General features: G+C 45.7%; 12 protein-coding genes. 2 read left to right on the top strand and 10 right to left on the bottom strand.

The genetic code is table 11. The annotated features are described in order from the left end of the window. Nucleotides 1–30 precede the first annotated feature (30 nt). From frr to rplM, 6 genes are all read right to left on the bottom strand, one after another. Nucleotides 31–588: a ribosome recycling factor gene (gene frr, locus BT112_RS06325; protein WP_072316510.1), complete on the bottom strand. Its 558-nt coding sequence runs from the start codon at nt 586–588 to the stop codon at nt 31–33. 37 nt (nt 589–625) lie between these two features. Continuing rightward, on the bottom strand, nt 626–1,333 hold the full coding sequence (pyrH, locus tag BT112_RS06320; protein WP_072316509.1) for a UMP kinase: 708 nt from the start codon (nt 1,331–1,333) through the stop codon (nt 626–628). Between the two features lie 157 nt (nt 1,334–1,490). Beyond that, a complete protein-coding gene (gene tsf, locus BT112_RS06315; RefSeq protein ID WP_072316508.1) occupies nt 1,491–2,315 on the bottom strand; it encodes a translation elongation factor Ts in 825 nt (274 codons plus the stop codon). A 108-nt stretch (nt 2,316–2,423) separates the two neighbouring features. After that, nucleotides 2,424–3,230 (bottom strand): 30S ribosomal protein S2, encoded by an 807-nt coding sequence (gene rpsB, locus BT112_RS06310; RefSeq protein ID WP_072316507.1) that lies wholly within the window; start codon nt 3,228–3,230, stop codon nt 2,424–2,426. A 212-nt stretch (nt 3,231–3,442) separates the two neighbouring features. Beyond that, complete coding sequence (gene rpsI, locus BT112_RS06305; RefSeq protein WP_072316506.1) at nt 3,443–3,829, bottom strand: 30S ribosomal protein S9; 387 nt, start codon at nt 3,827–3,829, stop codon at nt 3,443–3,445. Next, nucleotides 3,829–4,284: a 50S ribosomal protein L13 gene (rplM, locus tag BT112_RS06300; protein WP_072316505.1), complete on the bottom strand. Its 456-nt coding sequence runs from the start codon at nt 4,282–4,284 to the stop codon at nt 3,829–3,831. Before rplM ends, rpsI begins: the two co-directional genes overlap by 1 nt. 305 nt (nt 4,285–4,589) lie before the next feature. Here rplM and BT112_RS06295 point away from each other — a divergent pair, with 305 nt between their 5' ends. Beyond that, nucleotides 4,590–10,955 carry an alpha-2-macroglobulin family protein gene (locus BT112_RS06295; RefSeq protein ID WP_175545757.1) on the top strand — a complete coding sequence of 2,122 codons (6,366 nt, stop codon included), beginning with the start codon at nt 4,590–4,592 and terminating at the stop codon, nt 10,953–10,955. A 98-nt stretch (nt 10,956–11,053) separates the two neighbouring features. On the opposite strand, the gene polA is transcribed toward BT112_RS06295, so the two are convergent. Next, nucleotides 11,054–13,891: a DNA polymerase I gene (gene polA / locus BT112_RS06290; RefSeq protein WP_072316503.1), complete on the bottom strand. Its 2,838-nt coding sequence runs from the start codon at nt 13,889–13,891 to the stop codon at nt 11,054–11,056. 122 nt (nt 13,892–14,013) lie between these two features. Here polA and BT112_RS06285 point away from each other — a divergent pair, with 122 nt between their 5' ends. Further along, complete coding sequence (locus BT112_RS06285) at nt 14,014–15,210, top strand: anhydro-N-acetylmuramic acid kinase (RefSeq protein ID WP_072316502.1); 1,197 nt, start codon at nt 14,014–14,016, stop codon at nt 15,208–15,210. 15 nt (nt 15,211–15,225) lie between these two features. Here the strand turns inward: BT112_RS06285 and BT112_RS06280 are convergent, their stop codons facing one another. The 3 genes from BT112_RS06280 to BT112_RS06270 form a co-directional block, all read right to left on the bottom strand. After that, nucleotides 15,226–15,978: an energy transducer TonB gene (locus tag BT112_RS06280; protein WP_072316501.1), complete on the bottom strand. Its 753-nt coding sequence runs from the start codon at nt 15,976–15,978 to the stop codon at nt 15,226–15,228. A gap of 89 nt (nt 15,979–16,067) precedes the next feature. Continuing rightward, nucleotides 16,068–16,760 (bottom strand): tRNA pseudouridine(55) synthase TruB, encoded by a 693-nt coding sequence (gene truB, locus BT112_RS06275; RefSeq protein WP_083564808.1) that lies wholly within the window; start codon nt 16,758–16,760, stop codon nt 16,068–16,070. Beyond that, nucleotides 16,760–17,560 (bottom strand): undecaprenyl-diphosphate phosphatase, encoded by an 801-nt coding sequence (locus BT112_RS06270; RefSeq protein WP_072316500.1) that lies wholly within the window; start codon nt 17,558–17,560, stop codon nt 16,760–16,762. The genes truB and BT112_RS06270 overlap by 1 nt, the downstream gene beginning before the upstream one ends. Nucleotides 17,561–17,580: the final 20 nt, after the last annotated feature.

The following is a 17,580-nucleotide window of genomic DNA, read 5'->3' as shown; positions in this document are numbered from 1 at the left end:
GGCACTTGGAAAAATATAAAAAATAGATAATTATACGGTCATGATCTCCTTTTCTTTGACTGCGAGGAGCTCATCTATTTTTTTGATGTATTTGTCCGTAAGTTCCTGGATGTCAACTTCGGCATTTTTTTTCAGGTCTTCGGAGGCATCTTCGAGTTTTTTCACATCTTTGTTTCCTTCCTGTCTTGCCGCGCGGATACTGACTTTGGCATCTTCAGCTTCGGCTTTGGCCTGCTTCACCAGTTCTTTTCTTCGTTCTTCGGTAAGCGGTGGCACATTGATGATCACGATTTCGCCGTTATTCATCGGGTTGAAGCCTAAGTTAGCGACAATAATAGCTTTTTCTATAGGCTGAAGCATACTCTTTTCCCAGGGTTGAATAGAGATGGTTCTGGCATCGGGTGTACTGACGTTGGCTACCTGGCCCAGGGGAGTCTGTGCTCCGTAATAATCTACAAATACACTTCCTACCATAGCAGGACTTGCTTTCCCCGCACGGATATTTACAAATTGCTTTTCCAGGTGAGTGATAGCACCATCCATGGCTTCTTTGGTGCCGTCAAGTATAAAATCGATCTCTTCGTTCATGTTGTTGATTTTACGTGGTTGTATTGCTTCCGGATGATTACAGGTTTACTGTGGTTCCGACATTTTCACCGGAAACGACTTTGTAAAGGTTTCCTCTTTTGTTCATGTCAAAAACCACAATGGGCAGTTCGTTTTCCTGACTGAGTGTAAAAGCTGTGGTGTCCATAACTTTCAGGCCTTTTTTCAGAACATCGTCAAAAGAGATAAAGTCAAATTTGGTTGCATTTTTGTCTTTTTCCGGGTCGGATGTGTATATGCCGTCTACCCGGGTTCCTTTGAGGATCACATCGGCTTCGATTTCGATGGCCCGGAGTACGGCGGCGGAATCTGTAGTGAAATAAGGATTTCCCGTACCACCACCGAAGATGACAACTCTTCCTTTTTCGAGATGTCGTATGGCCCTGCGGCGGATAAAGGGTTCGGCTACTTCATTGATTTTTATAGCGGATTGCAAGCGGGTCTGGATGCCTTTATTCTCCAGTGCGCTTTGAAGGGCAAGGCCGTTGATGACGGTTGCGAGCATTCCCATATGATCGCCCTGGACCCTGTCCATGCCATTGCTGGCACCTGCTACGCCTCTGAAAATATTACCTCCTCCTATTACGATGGCTACTTCTACGCCCTGATCTGCGATTTCCTTAATGTCTGTCGCATATTCTGCAAGGCGCTTAGGGTCTATTCCGTATTGTCGTTCTCCCATTAAGGCCTCGCCACTTAGTTTGAGGAGGATTCTCTTGTATTGCATAGTTTTTCGGATGAGTTGAGTGCAAATATAAGGATAATCTCAAATTAAGAAAGTGGAAATTTTACAGGCTGAGAAAGGGGAGAAATATAGAGATAAAAAAAGCCGTACTGCGGTTGAATGCGATACGGCTTTTTGAAATATGGTAATGAAGAACTGCTTATCCTAAAGCAACTCTTTTAAATCCGGTTACGGTAAGATCTCCGTTAATAGACTTTACATAGGCAGCAACACTCATTTTGCTGTCTTTGATGTAGTCCTGGTTGACCAAAGTGTTGTCTTTAAAGAAACGCTTGAGTTTTCCTTTGGCGATATTTTCGAGCATAGCTTCGGGTTTCCCTTCGGCACGCAACTGATCCTTGGCGATCTCAATTTCTTTATCGATTACAGACTGGTCAACACCCTCTTCATTCAAAGAAATAGGGTTCATGGCTGCAGCCTGCATGGCTACGTTTTTAGCAGCTTCTTCGGCTCCGTCTACATTAGCAGACAAACCAACTACAGTAGCAATTTTGTTTCCGGCATGGATGTAAGATCCTACGAAAGGAGCTTCTATAGTCTCAAAACCACCGATCTCGATTTTTTCTCCGATAACTCCGGTTTGCTCCGTAAGTTTCTCTTCTACGGTGATTCCGTTGTAATCAGCTTTGAGAAGTTCTTCTTTAGTCGCGTATTTAAGAGCCATATCGGCGAGGTCGTTCGCCAGTTTTATGAAAGATTCGTTTTTGGCAACGAAGTCTGTTTCGCAATTCAGGGAAACGATTACTCCTTGTGTAGCATCATCGTTTACTTTAGCGATAACAGCACCTTCTGTAGACTCTCTGTCTGCGCGGTTAGCTGCTACTTTTTGTCCTTTTTTACGAAGAATTTCTATTGCTTTGTCAAAATCGCCTTCAGCTTCTACCAACGCTTTTTTGCAGTCCATCATTCCTGCACCGGTAGCTTGCCTTAGTTTGTTAACTTCTGCGGCTGTGATGTTTGCCATTTTTTTTCGTTTTATTTACGTAATATCAAAAGAGCCGACCCGATAATGTCTTATACAAATGTATTGGTCTGACGTTATATGGTCGGCACTTCAATATTAATTTTAAGTTTAATTTTCGTTGTTGCTTTCTGCTGCTTCTGCTTTAGCCTCTTCCGTTACTGCAGCTTCTTCGTTTTTAGAAGCGTCTTTATCGGTTTTGGCAGCATCCTTTTCAGCTTTTTCAGCTTTTCTTTCGGTAAGTCCTTCGGCAACAGCAGCTGTTACATGATAAAGAACTTTTTCGATAGATTTGGAAGCATCGTCATTTGACGGAATTACATAATCCACATCACGGGGATCGGAGTTGGTGTCCACCATTGCAAATATTGGAATGTTTAATTTTTGCGCTTCTTTCACAGCAATGTGCTCACGCATAGTGTCCACGATAAACAGTGCTCCCGGAAGACGTGTCATGTCTGCAATCGATCCAAGTTGTTTTTCCAACTTAGCTCTTAAACGATCTACCTGTAAACGTTCTTTTTTGGAAAGTGTGTTGAACGTACCATCTTTTTTCATCTTGTCGATGGACGTCATTTTTTTAACGGCTTTACGGATGGTCACAAAGTTAGTGAGCATACCACCGGGCCATCTTTCTGTGATATAAGGCATGTTCACCGCTCCTGCTTTTTCAGCAACGATGTCTTTAGCCTGCTTCTTTGTAGCTACAAAAAGTATTTTTCGGCCTGAAGCTGCGATTTTCTTGAGGGCTTCTCCTGCCTCATCGATTTTTGCAGCGGTTTTGTAAAGGTTGATAACGTGAATCCCGTTGCGCTCCATGTAGATATAGGGAGCCATGTTGGGATTCCATTTTCTGGTGAGGTGTCCGAAGTGTACACCTGCTTCTAATAATTCTTTTACGTCTATTTTGCTTGCCATTTTTGTAATAGTTTACGTTCCGTTGAGATTAGCAATGTTGAAGCGGCTCGCGTTGAGGCCTTCACCATTTGGATGCTAAACTAATTTCCCGTTTCTTAAGCGGGACAACGACAACATGGTTATTTTTATACCGTATATCCGAAATGCGGATGCGGTAAGAACGAATTGCGGATAAAACCTGAATGCCGAAAGACAGCAGGTATCCTGAAAAATTAACGCTTGGAGAACTGGAATTTCTTACGGGCTTTCTTCTGACCGTATTTCTTACGTTCTACCATTCGTGGATCCCTGGTAAGTAAACCTTCCGGTTTCAGGGTAACTCTGTTTTCCGTGTCTACTTCGCAAAGTGCTCTTGAAATGGCCAGACGAATGGCTTCTGCCTGTCCGGTAATGCCACCGCCATAAACATTTACCTTAACGTCAAAGTTCTCTGCGTTTTCGGTAAGGTTCAGCGGTTGCTTCACTTTGTACTGTAAAGTAGCCGTAGGAAAATAAGTGTTCAGTTCTTTCTTGTTGATGGTAATGTTTCCGCTTCCCTGAGAAACATATACACGTGCAACTGCAGTTTTTCTTCTGCCGATTTTGTGAATTACTTCCATTACTTCAGCTCGTTTAAGTTAATTGCAGTAGGTTTTTGAGCTTCTTGCTTGTGCTCTGCGCCTACGTAGACTTTCAGATTGCGGAATAAGGCGGATCCCAGTCTGTTTTTAGGTAACATACCTTTTACGGATTTCTCAATGAGTCTTGCCGGGTCTTTAGCAAAAAGTTCTCTTGCGTTCAGAGAGCGCTGACCACCCGGGTATCCGGTGTGACGGATGTACTCTTTGGCTTCCCACTTGTTACCTGTTAAATTGATTTTTTCTGCGTTGATAATTACCACATTATCTCCACAGTCCACATGCGGGGTGTAATTAGGTTTGTACTTACCTCTCAGTAGCTTGGCTACTTTAGAAGCAAGACGCCCTAACGTCTGTCCTTCGGCATCAACCAGCACCCACTTCTTGTCAGCAGTAGCTTTGTTAGCCGAGATGGTTTTGTAGCTTAACGTGTTCACACTAATTTTTTTAAATTAAACATTCCATTCCCAATAAACGGGGTGCAAATGTACAACTATAAATCGTAATTACAAACACAGTTCAGGTATTATTTTGGAGTAGATAATTGTTTGGTTTTCATAGTGGTAATTTCAGGGATCCAGAATGGATGTCTGTAAAGATATGTCCGGAAGTCCTTGTAGGTTTTTATGGCATATTATTTGTTATTTGCAGAGGAAGAGCCGTAGAAAATATGTATTTTTAATACGGTTATAAATAAAATATTCGCCTTTCGGGCACAATGCCCGGTAAACAGCAGTTATATATGAAGACGTATTTATTTTGTGTAGTGGCTCTTTTTTGTCTCCCGTTGGCCGCGCGGGAATTTCCATACGATAAGAAATGGGAGGAGATCGAGAAGAAAGAAGCGCAGGGTCTCCTTAAAGAACTGCTCCCCGGTGTCGATGAGATTTATGATGCCGCAGAAAAAGACGGAAATGTAGTTCAGCGGATTCGGGCATTGCTTTATAAAAGTAAAATTGCGGTCATAACAAGCGATGATGATGAGATACAATTCCGGATTATCAGGGATTTTGAGACTGAGATATCCGAAGCGGATGTAAGGGAAAAGCATATCCTGGAATCTATGCTTGCAGAAGCCCTGTATGGATATTACAGGAATAACCGTTGGAAAATCGATCAGCGCACCAGAACAGAAGAGGCTTCTTCCGAAGATTTCCGCTTCTGGACCGAAAATATCTTCAATGATAAGATCACCGACCTTTACCTGCGTTCCCTGGAAAACGAAAAAAAACTGAAAGCAGCCTCCTTAGCAGAGTGGCAGGGGCTTCTGGAAAATAACCTATGGCTTCGCACTCCGGAAGAAAAGATGTCGAAAGAAGATGTGCGTATTACTAAAGGCAGGGAACTCCGGCCGACGATTTACGACATTCTCGTGCATCGTGCTACAGACTTTTTGCAGGACCGGTCAGCAATGTTTTTCCGGACTTTTGATACGGACGCGGGAGCAATCGCCAAAAAAGAAAAGGCAGCGGCATTAGTACTGGCGCTCGCCGATGCCCATAAGGAGCAGGGCAATACCAATGCTTTTCTTTATAATAAGCTGAAAGTGTTGAGGATGTCTAAGACGGAATATACAGTTTCATTATATGTCTCCGAGCTCGAAAAACTTTCATCCTTTTCGCCTCAAAGCTGGTATACCGGGCAAGTTCTTCTGGAAATGGCCCGTTTTTATAAGGAACAGGCAGACAAAACGGAAAATAGTGATTTCCAAACGAGAAAACAATGGTATGAAAAAGTACTCCGAACAACGGGACGTATAAAAAAGGAATACGACAATACCTCTGCTGCCGGTGAGGCCTTACGGCTGGAAGAAGAGCTCCGAAAAACGGAATTTTCTATCCGGATCGAAACTTATCTTCCTTCAGGACAGAATAATCCGTTGTCAGTAACACACAAAAACCTTGATAAGATCTATTTCAGGGTGTTGCGGTACGTTCCGGATATCAAAGATTATTTTTACGATCCCTTGCAGGAAATACAATACCCTAAAGATACAGTGCGACAGCAACTCCTCGATGCTTTGTTCCGAAAATATCCGATTGAAAAGGAATTTGCCATTTCTCTGAAAACCTTCGATGATTATCAGAGCCATATGACAACAGCAGCATTGGAAGCCCTCCGGGGAGGGGCATATCTCGTGATCGCCTCTGCCGATCCGGATTTTGATACAAAAAAACAAAGAACCATTCTGCAATATCAATGGGTCTATATTTCCGATTACGCTATTGCAGATAACGGAGAGGAGTTGCTGGTGACAGACCGTAAAAGCGGGCATCCTCAAAAAGGGGTAACCGTAGAAGTCTATCGGAGAAATGATAAAAAACTGGAATTGGTCACACAGGTCAGGACCGGTGTTGCCGGGAAGGCTGCAGTACGGTATCCTGCGGGGAAGGGGTATTACAACCAGTATTACTACCGCGTAGCTGGAGAAGATGTGTTTTACAGTAAATACCAATACAGATACAACCGTAGCACTAATCCGGAAGAAACGAACTATTATACCAGGTTATTTACAGACCGTTCCATATACCGGCCGGGACAGACCGTTTATTTTAAAGCAATTCATTACAAGGAAGCTCCCGATGGCTTCAGGGAAGTAGTGGGCGGAGAAGAGCTGGATATCGAATTACGGGACCCTAACGATGACACTGTTGGAGAAATGAGTCTGACGACCAATGATTTCGGTGCGGTGTCCGGGGAATTCGTATTGCCTTCGGGAGGGTTGACCGGGATATTTACCCTGGATAGCGATGATGGAGAAACCTATCGTTTTAGCGTTGAAGCCTACAAGCGCCCCCGTTTTGAGGTGGTCTTTGATACGGTAAAAAAGACTTTTCGCCTTGGGGAAGAGATCACCGCAACGGCAAAAGCACAGTCCTATTCCGGAGCCAATGCGGATCGGGCCCGTGTTACATACCGCGTGTACCGAGAAGCTGTTTATCCTTACCTTCCGTGGTGGAGACGGGAATATATCCGGTCGGCACCCCGTGAAGAAATTGCCCATGGAGAGACCGTGACAGATGCGGAAGGGAATTTCAAAGTTCCGTTTATGGCAAAAGCCCCTGCTGGCATTGTTTCGGAAGGCCCCCGTACCTATTCCTATACGATAACGGCAGACGTGACCGATATCAACGGAGAGACCCGGTCCGGAAGCCAGCGTATTACCGTAGGAGATTTGCGTTACACGCTCAATCTGGATGTGCCCTCCCGACTGGCTTGGGAGGATTTTAAGAGTATAGGTATTCGTACGGAGAACCTCAACGGGCAGTTTATACCCGCACAGGGCAAGGTTACCCTGTCCAGAATAACACCTCCGGAGCGGGTACTCAGGGAAAGCCCGTTACCGTCCGGGGACTATGAATTATATGAGAAAGCGGAATTCATAGCACATTTTCCGCACGATCCCTACGCAGGAGAAGATAAATTGGAAAACCGGGAGGTGCAGGAACCAGTACTTGCTGTGAATTTTGATACGGGGAAACAGACCGAGATTAGCGTAATGCCCGGAAAAGACTGGCAGGAAGGATATTATGTGCTTCGGGGATATATCCGTGACGAAAAGGACAGTATCCCTTCAGAGCAGTTGGTGTATTTGTACAAAAAAGAAAAGAAAAAGCCAGTAGACCAGGAACTGTTTTCCGTAACGACCAGTAAAACCAGCTATAAGCCCGGAGATGTTGCAAAAGTGACATTTGCGTCTTCTGCCCGTAATGCTGTCGTTGTTGCCGAACTGGAATATAACGGGAAAGTGGTCAAACGGGAAGAATTAAAAATAAACAACGGCGTAAAGACATTTTCATTTCCGGTAAAAGAGAATTATCGCGGAAATGTCTTTGTCCGTTATTATTTCGGCAAATATAATACCGCACGTCAGGGAATAGAGACCATATATGTTCCCTATGAAGAAAACAAGTTGGAGATCACTGCCGGGACCATGCGAAATACGCTGCGCCCCGGAGATGAAGAAACATGGGAACTTACCGTGAAAGGAGAAGGTAAGGATGCTTTCCTGGCGGGGTTGGCTACCGAAGGAGCAGAAATGCTCGCCACCATGTATGATGCTTCACTCGATCAGTTTAAACCTCACAGCATCGGGTGGTCACCCTATTACAGCCGAAACAGGTCTTCGGTACTGAAATCCTGGGATCTCCAAATGGGATACGGTTCCAAATCGTTTTTACAGTTTTACCGGAGCTACCCGGAAATAAGTGCATCCGTGCCTTCACCTGTTTTTGAGCAACTCAACTGGTTCGGTTTTGATATTAACGGGCGAGGCCGGCAGAACAGGTATGTTTCCCGACTTCATACCAAATACCGTTTGTTCGGAATACTGGAGAAAAAAGCTAAAGAAGCCGGTAAGAAAATAGAAGGTAAGGAAGGATATGTTGCCGGTTTTGTAGTGGATACTTCAGGAGATCCTCTTCCCGGGGTCAATGTCATAGTAGAAGGAACAACAACAGGAGTCACTACCGATTTTGACGGGATATTTGTGATAAAATCGGCTGAGGGAGATCGTCTGAACTTTACATTTATAGGAATGGAATCCCGTTCCGTTACTATAGGGAAGGGGATGACTATCGTAGAGATTATCATGGAAGAAGACAGCTCAAGGCTGGAAGAGGTCGTTGTGGTGGGTTACGGTGGCCGGCAAAAACTCGCCAGGACAGCGGCAGCTCCTGTTTCGGAGATGGCCGGGGAAGTCATGCATGACAGTGCAGCCCTGGAAGAGGTGGTAGAGGAGCAGATGGCTTCCGGTGCGGAAAAAACGGAGGGCATGGCTTCTGTGCAACCCAGAAGAGCCTTGCAGGAAACCGCATTTTTCTTTCCGCACCTCAAAACAGATAAAGAAGGTAACGTAACGTTACGCTTTACGACCCCCGAGAGTCTGACCACATGGAAATTTATGGCTATGGCCCATACCAAAGCGCTGTACACAGCCAATTATGAAGCCAGCATACGTACCCGGAAAGAACTGATGGTCGTGCCCAATCCGCCACGGTTTTTAAGGGAAGGAGACCGTATAGCGTTCCAGTCTAAAATTACCAATCTCTCCGATGAGATACTTTCGGGCAGGGCACAATTACTGCTCTTTGATGCTTTTACCATGCAACCCCTGGATACCGTTTTCGGAAACAGTGATAACGAACGCAGTTTTCAAACCCGGGCAGGGCAGAGCACTGACGTATCGTGGACCTTGGAGGTTCCGTCCGGGCATCAGGCCGTAGTATATCGCGTAGTGGCCCGTGCAGGGAATTATTCGGACGGAGAAGAATCGGCATTACCTGTTTTGACCAACCGGATGCTGGTGACCGAAACCCTGCCGCTACATATCCGGGAAGGTCAGGATAAAACCTTTACAATGGATAAACTGGTGCATACGAAGTCTGCAACACGGGAAAACTATAAGCTTACCCTGGAAATGACGACCAATCCGGTGTGGTATGCCGTATTTTCCCTGCCTTATCTCAGAGAGTTCCCCTATGAGTGTTCCGAACAGGTTTTTTCAAGACTTTACGGAAACCTGATATCTCAATATCTTGTGAACTCCAACCCTAAAATAAAAGCTGTTTTCGATGACTGGAACAGCAAAGGACAGCTGAAATCAGACCTGGAGCAAAACCAGGAGTTGAAGTCGCTCCTGCTCGAAGAGACTCCTTGGGTAAGGGAAGCTGCCGATGAAGCGGAGCAGATGAAACGGATTGCGGTGCTGTTCGATCTGAATACCATGCGCAACGAACTCGGAGTGACCTTCCGTAAATTGAAGAACAAACAACTGGACTCGGGAGGCTTTCCCTGGTTCGAAGGCGGGGAAGCCAACCTTAATATCACTACACATATCGTTTCCGGTTTCGGCCACTTGCAGGCCATGGGGATCAGTAAAGAAAATTATGATCCCGACAGCGATGACATGATCGAAAAGGCGATCCGTTTTATCGATGAAAAGATGGAAGAAGCTTGGGACCGATATAAAAACAATAACAAGTATCCGCCTTCGCTTTATCAGGGGGTGTCCTGGATGTACGCCCGGAGTTATTTTCTGGAAAGCTATCCGTTACGTAAAAAAGGAGAGGACATAGCTGGTTATTTCCTGGGAAAACTGGAAAAAGAATCATTCAGCCAGTCCCGTTATCACCAGGCCGTTCTTGCCCTTGTTTTTCATCGTTTCGGGAAAAATATACCGGCAAAGAAAATATTGAAAGCTGTAAAAGACCAGTCGGTGATAAGCGATGAAATGGGAATGTATTGGAAAGATAATCGCCCGGGGTGGTACTGGTACAATGCCCCCATCGAAACACAATCAAGGCTTATCGAAGCGTTTGATGAAGTTTTACAGGATACCGAAAGTGTGGAGCTGATGAAAGTCTGGTTGCTGAAGAACAGGCAAACCAACCGATGGAGTTCTACAAAGGCCACAACGGAGGCTGTTTTTGTGCTGATGAATACCGGAAAGGATTGGATAAATTCCTCAGGCGGACTGGAAGTAAGCCTCGGTAATGAAAAAACCGATCTCGAACATGCCGAAGGGCAGCAGCAGGGAAGTGGTTATATAAAACTGGCCTGGGATAAAGAAGAGGTAAAGCCGGAGATGGGTGTCGTGAAAGTGAGTAAGACATCGCCGGGCGTAGCTTGGGGTGCGGTGTACTGGCAGTATTTCGAAGATCTGGACCAGATTACTTCTGCAGCCACAGGAATACGTTTTAAAAAAGAACTCTACCTCAAAAAAGTGACCGAAAAAGGTCCGGAATTACAGAAGATCACAGCAAATACACCGATACATGTGGGAGACCTGGTTACCGTGCGCCTGGAGATCAGGAACGACAGGGATATGGAGTTTGTACATATCAAAGATATGCGTGCGAGTGGTTTTGAACCCGTAAATGTACTTTCCGGGTATCGCTGGCAGGGAGGAATGGGGTATTATGAGAGTACAAGAGATGCAGCCACCAATTTCTTTGCAGACTATATGCCAAAGGGGGTCTACGTTTTTGAGTATGATCTCAGAGCAAATAACGGGGGAGATTTTTCTAACGGGATTACTTCTCTGCAATGTATGTATGCTCCCGAAATGGGTGCGAATTCCGAAGGTATCCGGGTTCGCATAGAATAGTGTACTATGTATTGATATGGTAACGAAAATGTCTGATGTGAAAACAGCAGCTCTTATCATGGAGAGCTGCTGTTTTTTTATTCCGGAGAGTGGGATTATTAGTGTGCGGTGAGCCAATCATCACCCAGTCCGATTTCCACCTCAAGAGGAACGGCCAGTTGATAGGCAGTTTCCATTTCGGACTTTATCAGGGGTTTTATCTCTTCCAGTTCGGCCTTGTGTGCGTCAAAAACAAGTTCGTCATGTACTTGCAGCAGCATTTTTGTTTGGTAATTCCCTTCGTTCAGTTTCCGGTGAATATTGATCATTGCCATTTTTATGATATCCGCAGCGCTCCCTTGTATCGGGGCATTTACTGCGTTTCTTTCGGCGGCACCCCGTACCACCTGGTTTCTGGAGTTGATATCCGGCAGATAACGCCTTCGGCCGAGAATGGTTTCTACATAACCGTGATCCTGGGCGAAGTGTATCTGATTATTGATGTAAGCCCTTAGCTTCGGGTAGGTCTTGTAGTACGTATCTATAAGTTCTTTCGACTCACTTCGGGACAGCGTAGTCTGGTTACTAAGCCCGAAAGCAGAGACCCCGTAGATGATACCGAAGTTTACGGTTTTCGCATTGCTACGTTGTTCGCGTGTGACCTCTTCCAGCGGAACACCGAAAACCTTCGCCGCTGTAGATGCGTGAATATCTTCCCCGTCGCGGAAGGCCCTGATCATGTTCTCTTCCTCACTCAGCGCAGCGATAATGCGCAGTTCTATCTGCGAATAGTCAGCTGCCAGAAGCGTGTATTCCTCATTTCGCGGAACGAAGGCTTTACGAACCTGCCGGCCTCTTTCCGTACGGATCGGGATGTTCTGAAGGTTAGGGTTATTACTGCTCAAACGCCCGGTAGCAGCGACAGCCTGGCTGTACACGGTATGCACCCGGTTTGTTTTGGGATTGATCTCGTTCGGGAGGGCATCTACATAGGTATTCTGGAGTTTCTGAAGCTGTCTCCACATCAGGATGTCCGCTATGATCTTATGATCTTTGGAAAGGTAAGACAGTACATCTTCCGCGGTAGAATACTGTCCGGTTTTGGTTTTTTTGGGCTTGTCGACCAGCTTTAATTTGTCGAACAGAATGGGGCCAAGCTGTTTGGGAGAAGCGAGATTGAATTCCTCTCCGGCCTGTTCATAAATACTTTTTTCCAGTTCTTTGACGTCCTTGTCCAGCGCCTGTGAAAGCGATTTCAGAAATCCGGTATCCACCCGGATCCCTTCGATTTCCATGTCGGCCAGTACCTGCACCAGGGGAGCTTCGATTTCTTCAAAGAGTTTCAGGGCGTTCCGATTGGGAAGTTCTCCCTGGAATAATTGTTTGAGCTGTAGGGTGATATCGGCATCTTCTACGGCATATTCAGTCTGTTTTTCGATCTCCACCGTGCGCATTGATTTCTGGTTCTTCCCTTTCTTGCCGATAAGGCTTTCTATCGGAACCGGCTGGTAATTGAGATAGGTTTCTGCCAGCACATCCATATTATGGCGCATATCGGGGTTGATGAGGTAATGTGCTATCATGGTGTCAAAGAGTTTCCCTTTGACAGGCATGTCGTAGTTAGATAGTACTTTGATGTCGTATTTGAGATTCTGTCCGATCTTTTCGACGTGTTCTGCTTCGAAAAAAGGGCGGAACTCTTCCAGTATGGTCCTGGTCTCTTCCTGATCTTCGGGAAATGTGACGTAATATCCCTTGCCGGGCTCCCAGGAAAAGGCGATACCTACCAGCTCTGCTTCGAGCGATTTGATACTGGTCGTTTCCGTGTCAAAACACACGCTGGTACAAAGCATCATTTTTTCCCGTAACAATTTTCGCCCGATAGGAGTGTCGATATACTGATAAAAGTGCCGGTTTGTAAGCAGGGTATTGTACGGAGAAGGTGTAGAAGAAGTGTTGGTTTCTTCTTCCGCCGGGGCTCCGAAGAGGTCGAACTGGATATTATCCGGTGATTTTGTCGTTTTTGTAGCGGGATTTCCCTGGTTGACAGGTAAGGTTTCCGAACTGCTGTCCTGCCCGAAAATCCTCATGAGATTTTCGGTAAGACGACGGAACTCCAGTTCGTGAAAAATATCTTTCACTTTGTCAAAATCAGGAGTGCTCAATTCAAAATCTTCCTCGTGAAAAGTCACGGGGACATCGAGCATGATCCGGGCGAGTTCTTTGGAGAGGAGTCCCTGCTCGGCATTTTCCTTGATTTTTTCTTTCATTTTGCCCTTCAGGCTATCTGCATTGGCGATGAGATTCTCCACACTGCCGAATTCTTTGAGAAATTTCTTTGCTGTCTTTTCTCCGACTCCGGGAAATCCCGGGATATTATCTACGGAATCTCCCATCATGCCGAGGTAATCGACGACCTGTTCCGGAGTTTCCACTTCAAACTTCTTCTGTACTTCCGGGATCCCCCATATTTCAATGCCATTCCCCATCCTTGCCGGTCGGTAGATAAAGATATTTTCCGATACCAATTGTGCAAAATCCTTATCCGGAGTAACCATATAGGTGAGGTATCCCTGTTTTTCGGCCTGTTTGGCCAGGGTGCCGATAATGTCATCCGCTTCGAAACCTTCTTTTTCGATCACCGGAATATGCATGGCTTTCAGGATATCCTGGATATATGGAATAGCAGTACGGATGGCTTCCGGTGTTTCGTCCCGGTTAGCTTTATACGCTTCGAACATTTCGGTTCTGGCGACAGAACCTCCCCTGTCGAAAGCTACGGCGAGATGATCCGGTTTTTCACGCTTTATCACATCGAGCAGGGAGTTTGTAAATCCCATAATAGCCGAGGTGTCCATGCCCTTGGAGTTGATTCTCGGATTCTTGATAAAAGCATAATATCCTCGGAATATCAAGGCGTAAGCGTCCAGTAAGAAAAGGCGTTTCTGTGCTGACATAAGAATTTTTGAAGTTTATTTCCGTAAAAGTAAGGATTTAATTTTTTCCGGCAGGAAAGCGGGCATAACATATATTTGTGATATATTACAGGTTCACTGCCCGTGTAAAGTCCGACAATACCATGAGAAATTCAATAGAGAAATTATATCGCATAGCCAACCGGAAATCCCGTGTTATTATCGGATTGATGAGCGGGACTTCCCTGGACGGACTTGATATCGCCCTGTGCAGGGTCTCGGGGAACGGAAGAGAAACGCAGGTAGAACTCCTGGAATTCGCAACCTTTCCGTACGAACCTGTTTTCGGAAGGCGTGTACGCGAGGTTTTTGCCAGGCCGGACGGTGAACTCGAAAAGATATGTCTGCTCCATCCCTGGATCGCTGCCGAGCATGCGCAAATGATACTACAGGCACTGCAGAACTGGAATGTAAGTCCCGAAACGGTAGACCTTATCGCCAGTCATGGGCAAACGGTATATCACGCTCCCCGTTCTTTTCACGATGTGCCGGGATATCCGGATGCCACTTTACAGCTGGGCGACGGAGATCACCTGGCCTGTGCTACGGGCATTATTACGATTTCAGATTTCAGGCAAAAACATATTGCTGCCGGGGGCGAAGGGGCTCCCCTGGCTCCGTACGGAGATTACCTGCTCTTCAGCGACCCAGGTATGTCGAGATTATTGCTCAATATGGGAGGCATTTCCAACTTTACATTTCTTCCGGCAGGAAAAGGTTTTGATGCCGTATTCTCTACAGATGCGGGCCCCGGAAACACCCTTATGGATGCTTATGTTCAAAAGTATTTTGATATTCCGTATGATGCGGATGCCGGGATTGCCATGCAGGGGCAATTGCACGAGGAGCTTTTACAGAATCTGATGTCGCATCCCTTTTTCGAATGGCCCTTCCCGAAAACCACCGGCCCGGAGTTGTTTAATCTCGATTATCTGGCAAAGGCGATGAACACTACATCCGGAGGAGATTGTATACCGCACGGGGATGTAATGCATACCCTTGCACATTTTACGGTACGCGCCATATTGCGCAGCTTGGAGGAATGCCTTTCCTCCGACACGCCGGTACGTGGCTATGTAAGCGGTGGTGGTGCGTCAAATCCGCTGGTGATGGCCTTGCTTAAAGAAGCATTACCCACTCTGGAGTTTACGAATACTTCGACACTGGGACTGAATCCCGATGCCAAAGAAGCAGTATTATTTGCCCTTCTTGCCAACGAAATGGTAAGTGGAGAGCATCATTTTCAGGGCAAAAAAGGGTATCCGTGGGTGAGTATGGGGAAAATCAGTTTTCCCGATTAAGTCTTTGGGAGCGATTCAGCCCTGAAACAAGTAGGTGATCGTGCCTACCTGGGAGTCGTTACCTTCCTTCTCTTCAAATTTTGCACGTAAGGCATAAGTTATAGCGTGTTCGACAAGACAACCGTTGCCGGAGGTGGAGCTACGCTTGTTAAACGAAGCATCCGTAACATTACCCAGAGCATCGACTTTGATATTGATCACGATTTTGCCCCTGGCCGAGCAGGTGTACACCGGGTTGGGTAAGCTGCGGTGTACCCGGTTTACCAAAGAATAGGAAATTGAGCTATGGTGATTGACACTATTGTTTTCTACTTTGGTGTCTGAAGTATTATCGCCCTCCGATTTCTCCGCTTGTTGTTTTTTGTTTCGGGTGGCCCGGGAAGCCACAGATTCACCTGTCTCCGAACTCATGTAGTCTTGCTGGGGTTCGGAAGGTATTTCGTCGCTGGTTTCCGCTTCTTCGTTTTCTTCGTTTTCTTCGGCTTCGTCCGACTTTTTTCCTTCTTTGAGTTCTTCAAGGGTTTTAAATTCCCTGACCTCTTTATCGAACCGGCTTTTAACGCTTTCGTTATAGGCCATGTGGGTTTCGAGTTTGTCTTCTTCGGGAGATGAGGTTTTTTCAGGTTTCTTCGGATCTTCGAAACGCAGTTCGTAGAGGATTTCTTTATCTTCTTTTGCGGAAAGGTGAATATTGAACAGGGTAAGCAATACCAGCATCATTATAAAAAATGATATGAGCAGAGACCATTGTTTCCTGTTCAGTTTCATAGTATATAAACGCTCAAACCGTAAAATAATTGGATTGAATTTTAATTATCAGTTTCCGGGGCAGGAAACTAAGATATTAAAAAATAGTTTTACGGATTCAGCCGGGCTACGAATTCTTCGGGAGAGATGGCGTTGTCCACACGGTATTCACCTATTCCGGTTCGTCGCAGGGAAGAGAGGTGCGCGCCGGATTGTAGCGCTTTTCCAAAATCGTGTGCCAGTGAACGAATATATGTTCCTTTGCTGCAAACCACGCGAAATGACAATTCCGGAAAGCGGATGGTAGTGATATCGAAAACACTGATATTTATGGTTCGGGAGGCTATTTCTACATGCTCTCCCTTTCTCGCATGTTCATAAAGGCGTTTACCGTCTTTTTTAATCGCTGAGAATACCGGGGGCACCTGTTCGATATCACCAATGAATCCGGCAGTAGTATGATGTATCTTTTCTTCGGTAATATGTTGGGTCGGATAGGTCTGGTCCGTTTCGGTTTCCAGGTCATAAGATGGTGTAGTAGCCCCTATTGATATCGTACCCGTATATTCTTTGACCTGCCCTTGCAGTTCCGGTATTTTTTTCGTGAATTTTCCGGTGCATATAATCAGTAACCCTGTTGCGAGCGGATCCAGAGTCCCGGCATGACCTACCTTGATCTTTTTTAGACCGTACTTTTTACGGATGGCCCATTTGATTTTGTTGACGGCCTGGAAAGACGACCAGTGGAGGGGCTTGTCGATGAGTAATATCGTTCCGTTTTTAAATTCTTCTTCCGAATACATTATAAACCGGTAAAAAAGGAATAGACAATAGTAATGGCTCCTACGATGAGGCAATATATGGCGAAATATGTCAGCTTACTGTTTTTAACCAGCTTTATCATCCAGGTACAGGCAAAGAGTCCCGAAATAAATGCAGCGACAAAACCTATGGCCAGCGGAGTAAATTGCTGGGAATCGTAACTTATCTTGCCGTAAATGATTTCTTTGGCAATGCTTCCGAAGATCAGTGGGACGACCATTAAAAAAGAAAACCTGGCTGCTTTTGATTTATCGATTCCAAGCAATACGGAGGTCGAAATGGTAGAACCGCTTCTCGAAATTCCCGGAAGCATGGCAATGGCCTGTGATACTCCGATGATAAAAGCGTTGCCGTAAGTAACGTTTTTCGAAGTGTCTTTGGCCCGGTCGGCAAGAAACAGCAGCAGGGCTGTGATGAGCAGCATAAAACCTACCAGCTGTATGTTTTCTCCGAAAAGCTGTTCGAGTTGTTTTTCGAAGAACAGGCCAATAAAAACCGCAGGGATCATGGATATGATGATCTTCAGTGAAAACCGGGTCTCTTCGTTCCAGCGAAACTGGAATAACCCCCCGACAATTTCCTGAACCTCCTTACGGAATACCACGATAGTGCTCAAAGCCGTAGCAAAGTGCAGGACAATGGTAAAAATAAGACTCTCCTGGGGGATGGAATTGTCACCAAGCAGTGCTTTTCCAAGTTCCAGGTGTCCGCTGGAGGAGACAGGCAAAAATTCGGTAAGTCCCTGGATGATCCCAAGGATGATAGCGTCGATAATATCCATGTGTCTTAATCGTTTTTGGT

Origin of the sequence: Sinomicrobium oceani, from assembly GCF_900119185.1 — a bacterium.
Taxonomy (GTDB): Bacteria; Bacteroidota; Bacteroidia; order Flavobacteriales; family Flavobacteriaceae; genus Sinomicrobium; species Sinomicrobium oceani.
Note: the sequence above shows the minus strand (reverse complement) of the source record. Positions and strands in the feature narration are given on the sequence as shown.

Coding starts and splice junctions, on each gene's coding strand:
- rpsI (WP_072316506.1), bottom strand. CDS start 3,829: ATGGAAGTAATTCACAAAATCGGCAGAAGAAAAACTGCAGTTGCACGT.
- truB (WP_083564808.1), bottom strand. CDS start 16,760: ATGTATTCGGAAGAAGAATTTAAAAACGGAACGATATTACTCATCGAC.
- rpsB (WP_072316507.1), bottom strand. CDS start 3,230: ATGGCAAGCAAAATAGACGTAAAAGAATTATTAGAAGCAGGTGTACAC.
- pyrH (WP_072316509.1), bottom strand. CDS start 1,333: ATGCAATACAAGAGAATCCTCCTCAAACTAAGTGGCGAGGCCTTAATG.
- BT112_RS06280 (WP_072316501.1), bottom strand. CDS start 15,978: ATGAAACTGAACAGGAAACAATGGTCTCTGCTCATATCATTTTTTATA.
- BT112_RS06295 (WP_175545757.1), top strand. CDS start 4,590: ATGAAGACGTATTTATTTTGTGTAGTGGCTCTTTTTTGTCTCCCGTTG.
- frr (WP_072316510.1), bottom strand. CDS start 588: ATGAACGAAGAGATCGATTTTATACTTGACGGCACCAAAGAAGCCATG.
- BT112_RS06270 (WP_072316500.1), bottom strand. CDS start 17,560: ATGGATATTATCGACGCTATCATCCTTGGGATCATCCAGGGACTTACC.
- tsf (WP_072316508.1), bottom strand. CDS start 2,315: ATGGCAAACATCACAGCCGCAGAAGTTAACAAACTAAGGCAAGCTACC.
- polA (WP_072316503.1), bottom strand. CDS start 13,891: ATGTCAGCACAGAAACGCCTTTTCTTACTGGACGCTTACGCCTTGATA.
- BT112_RS06285 (WP_072316502.1), top strand. CDS start 14,014: ATGAGAAATTCAATAGAGAAATTATATCGCATAGCCAACCGGAAATCC.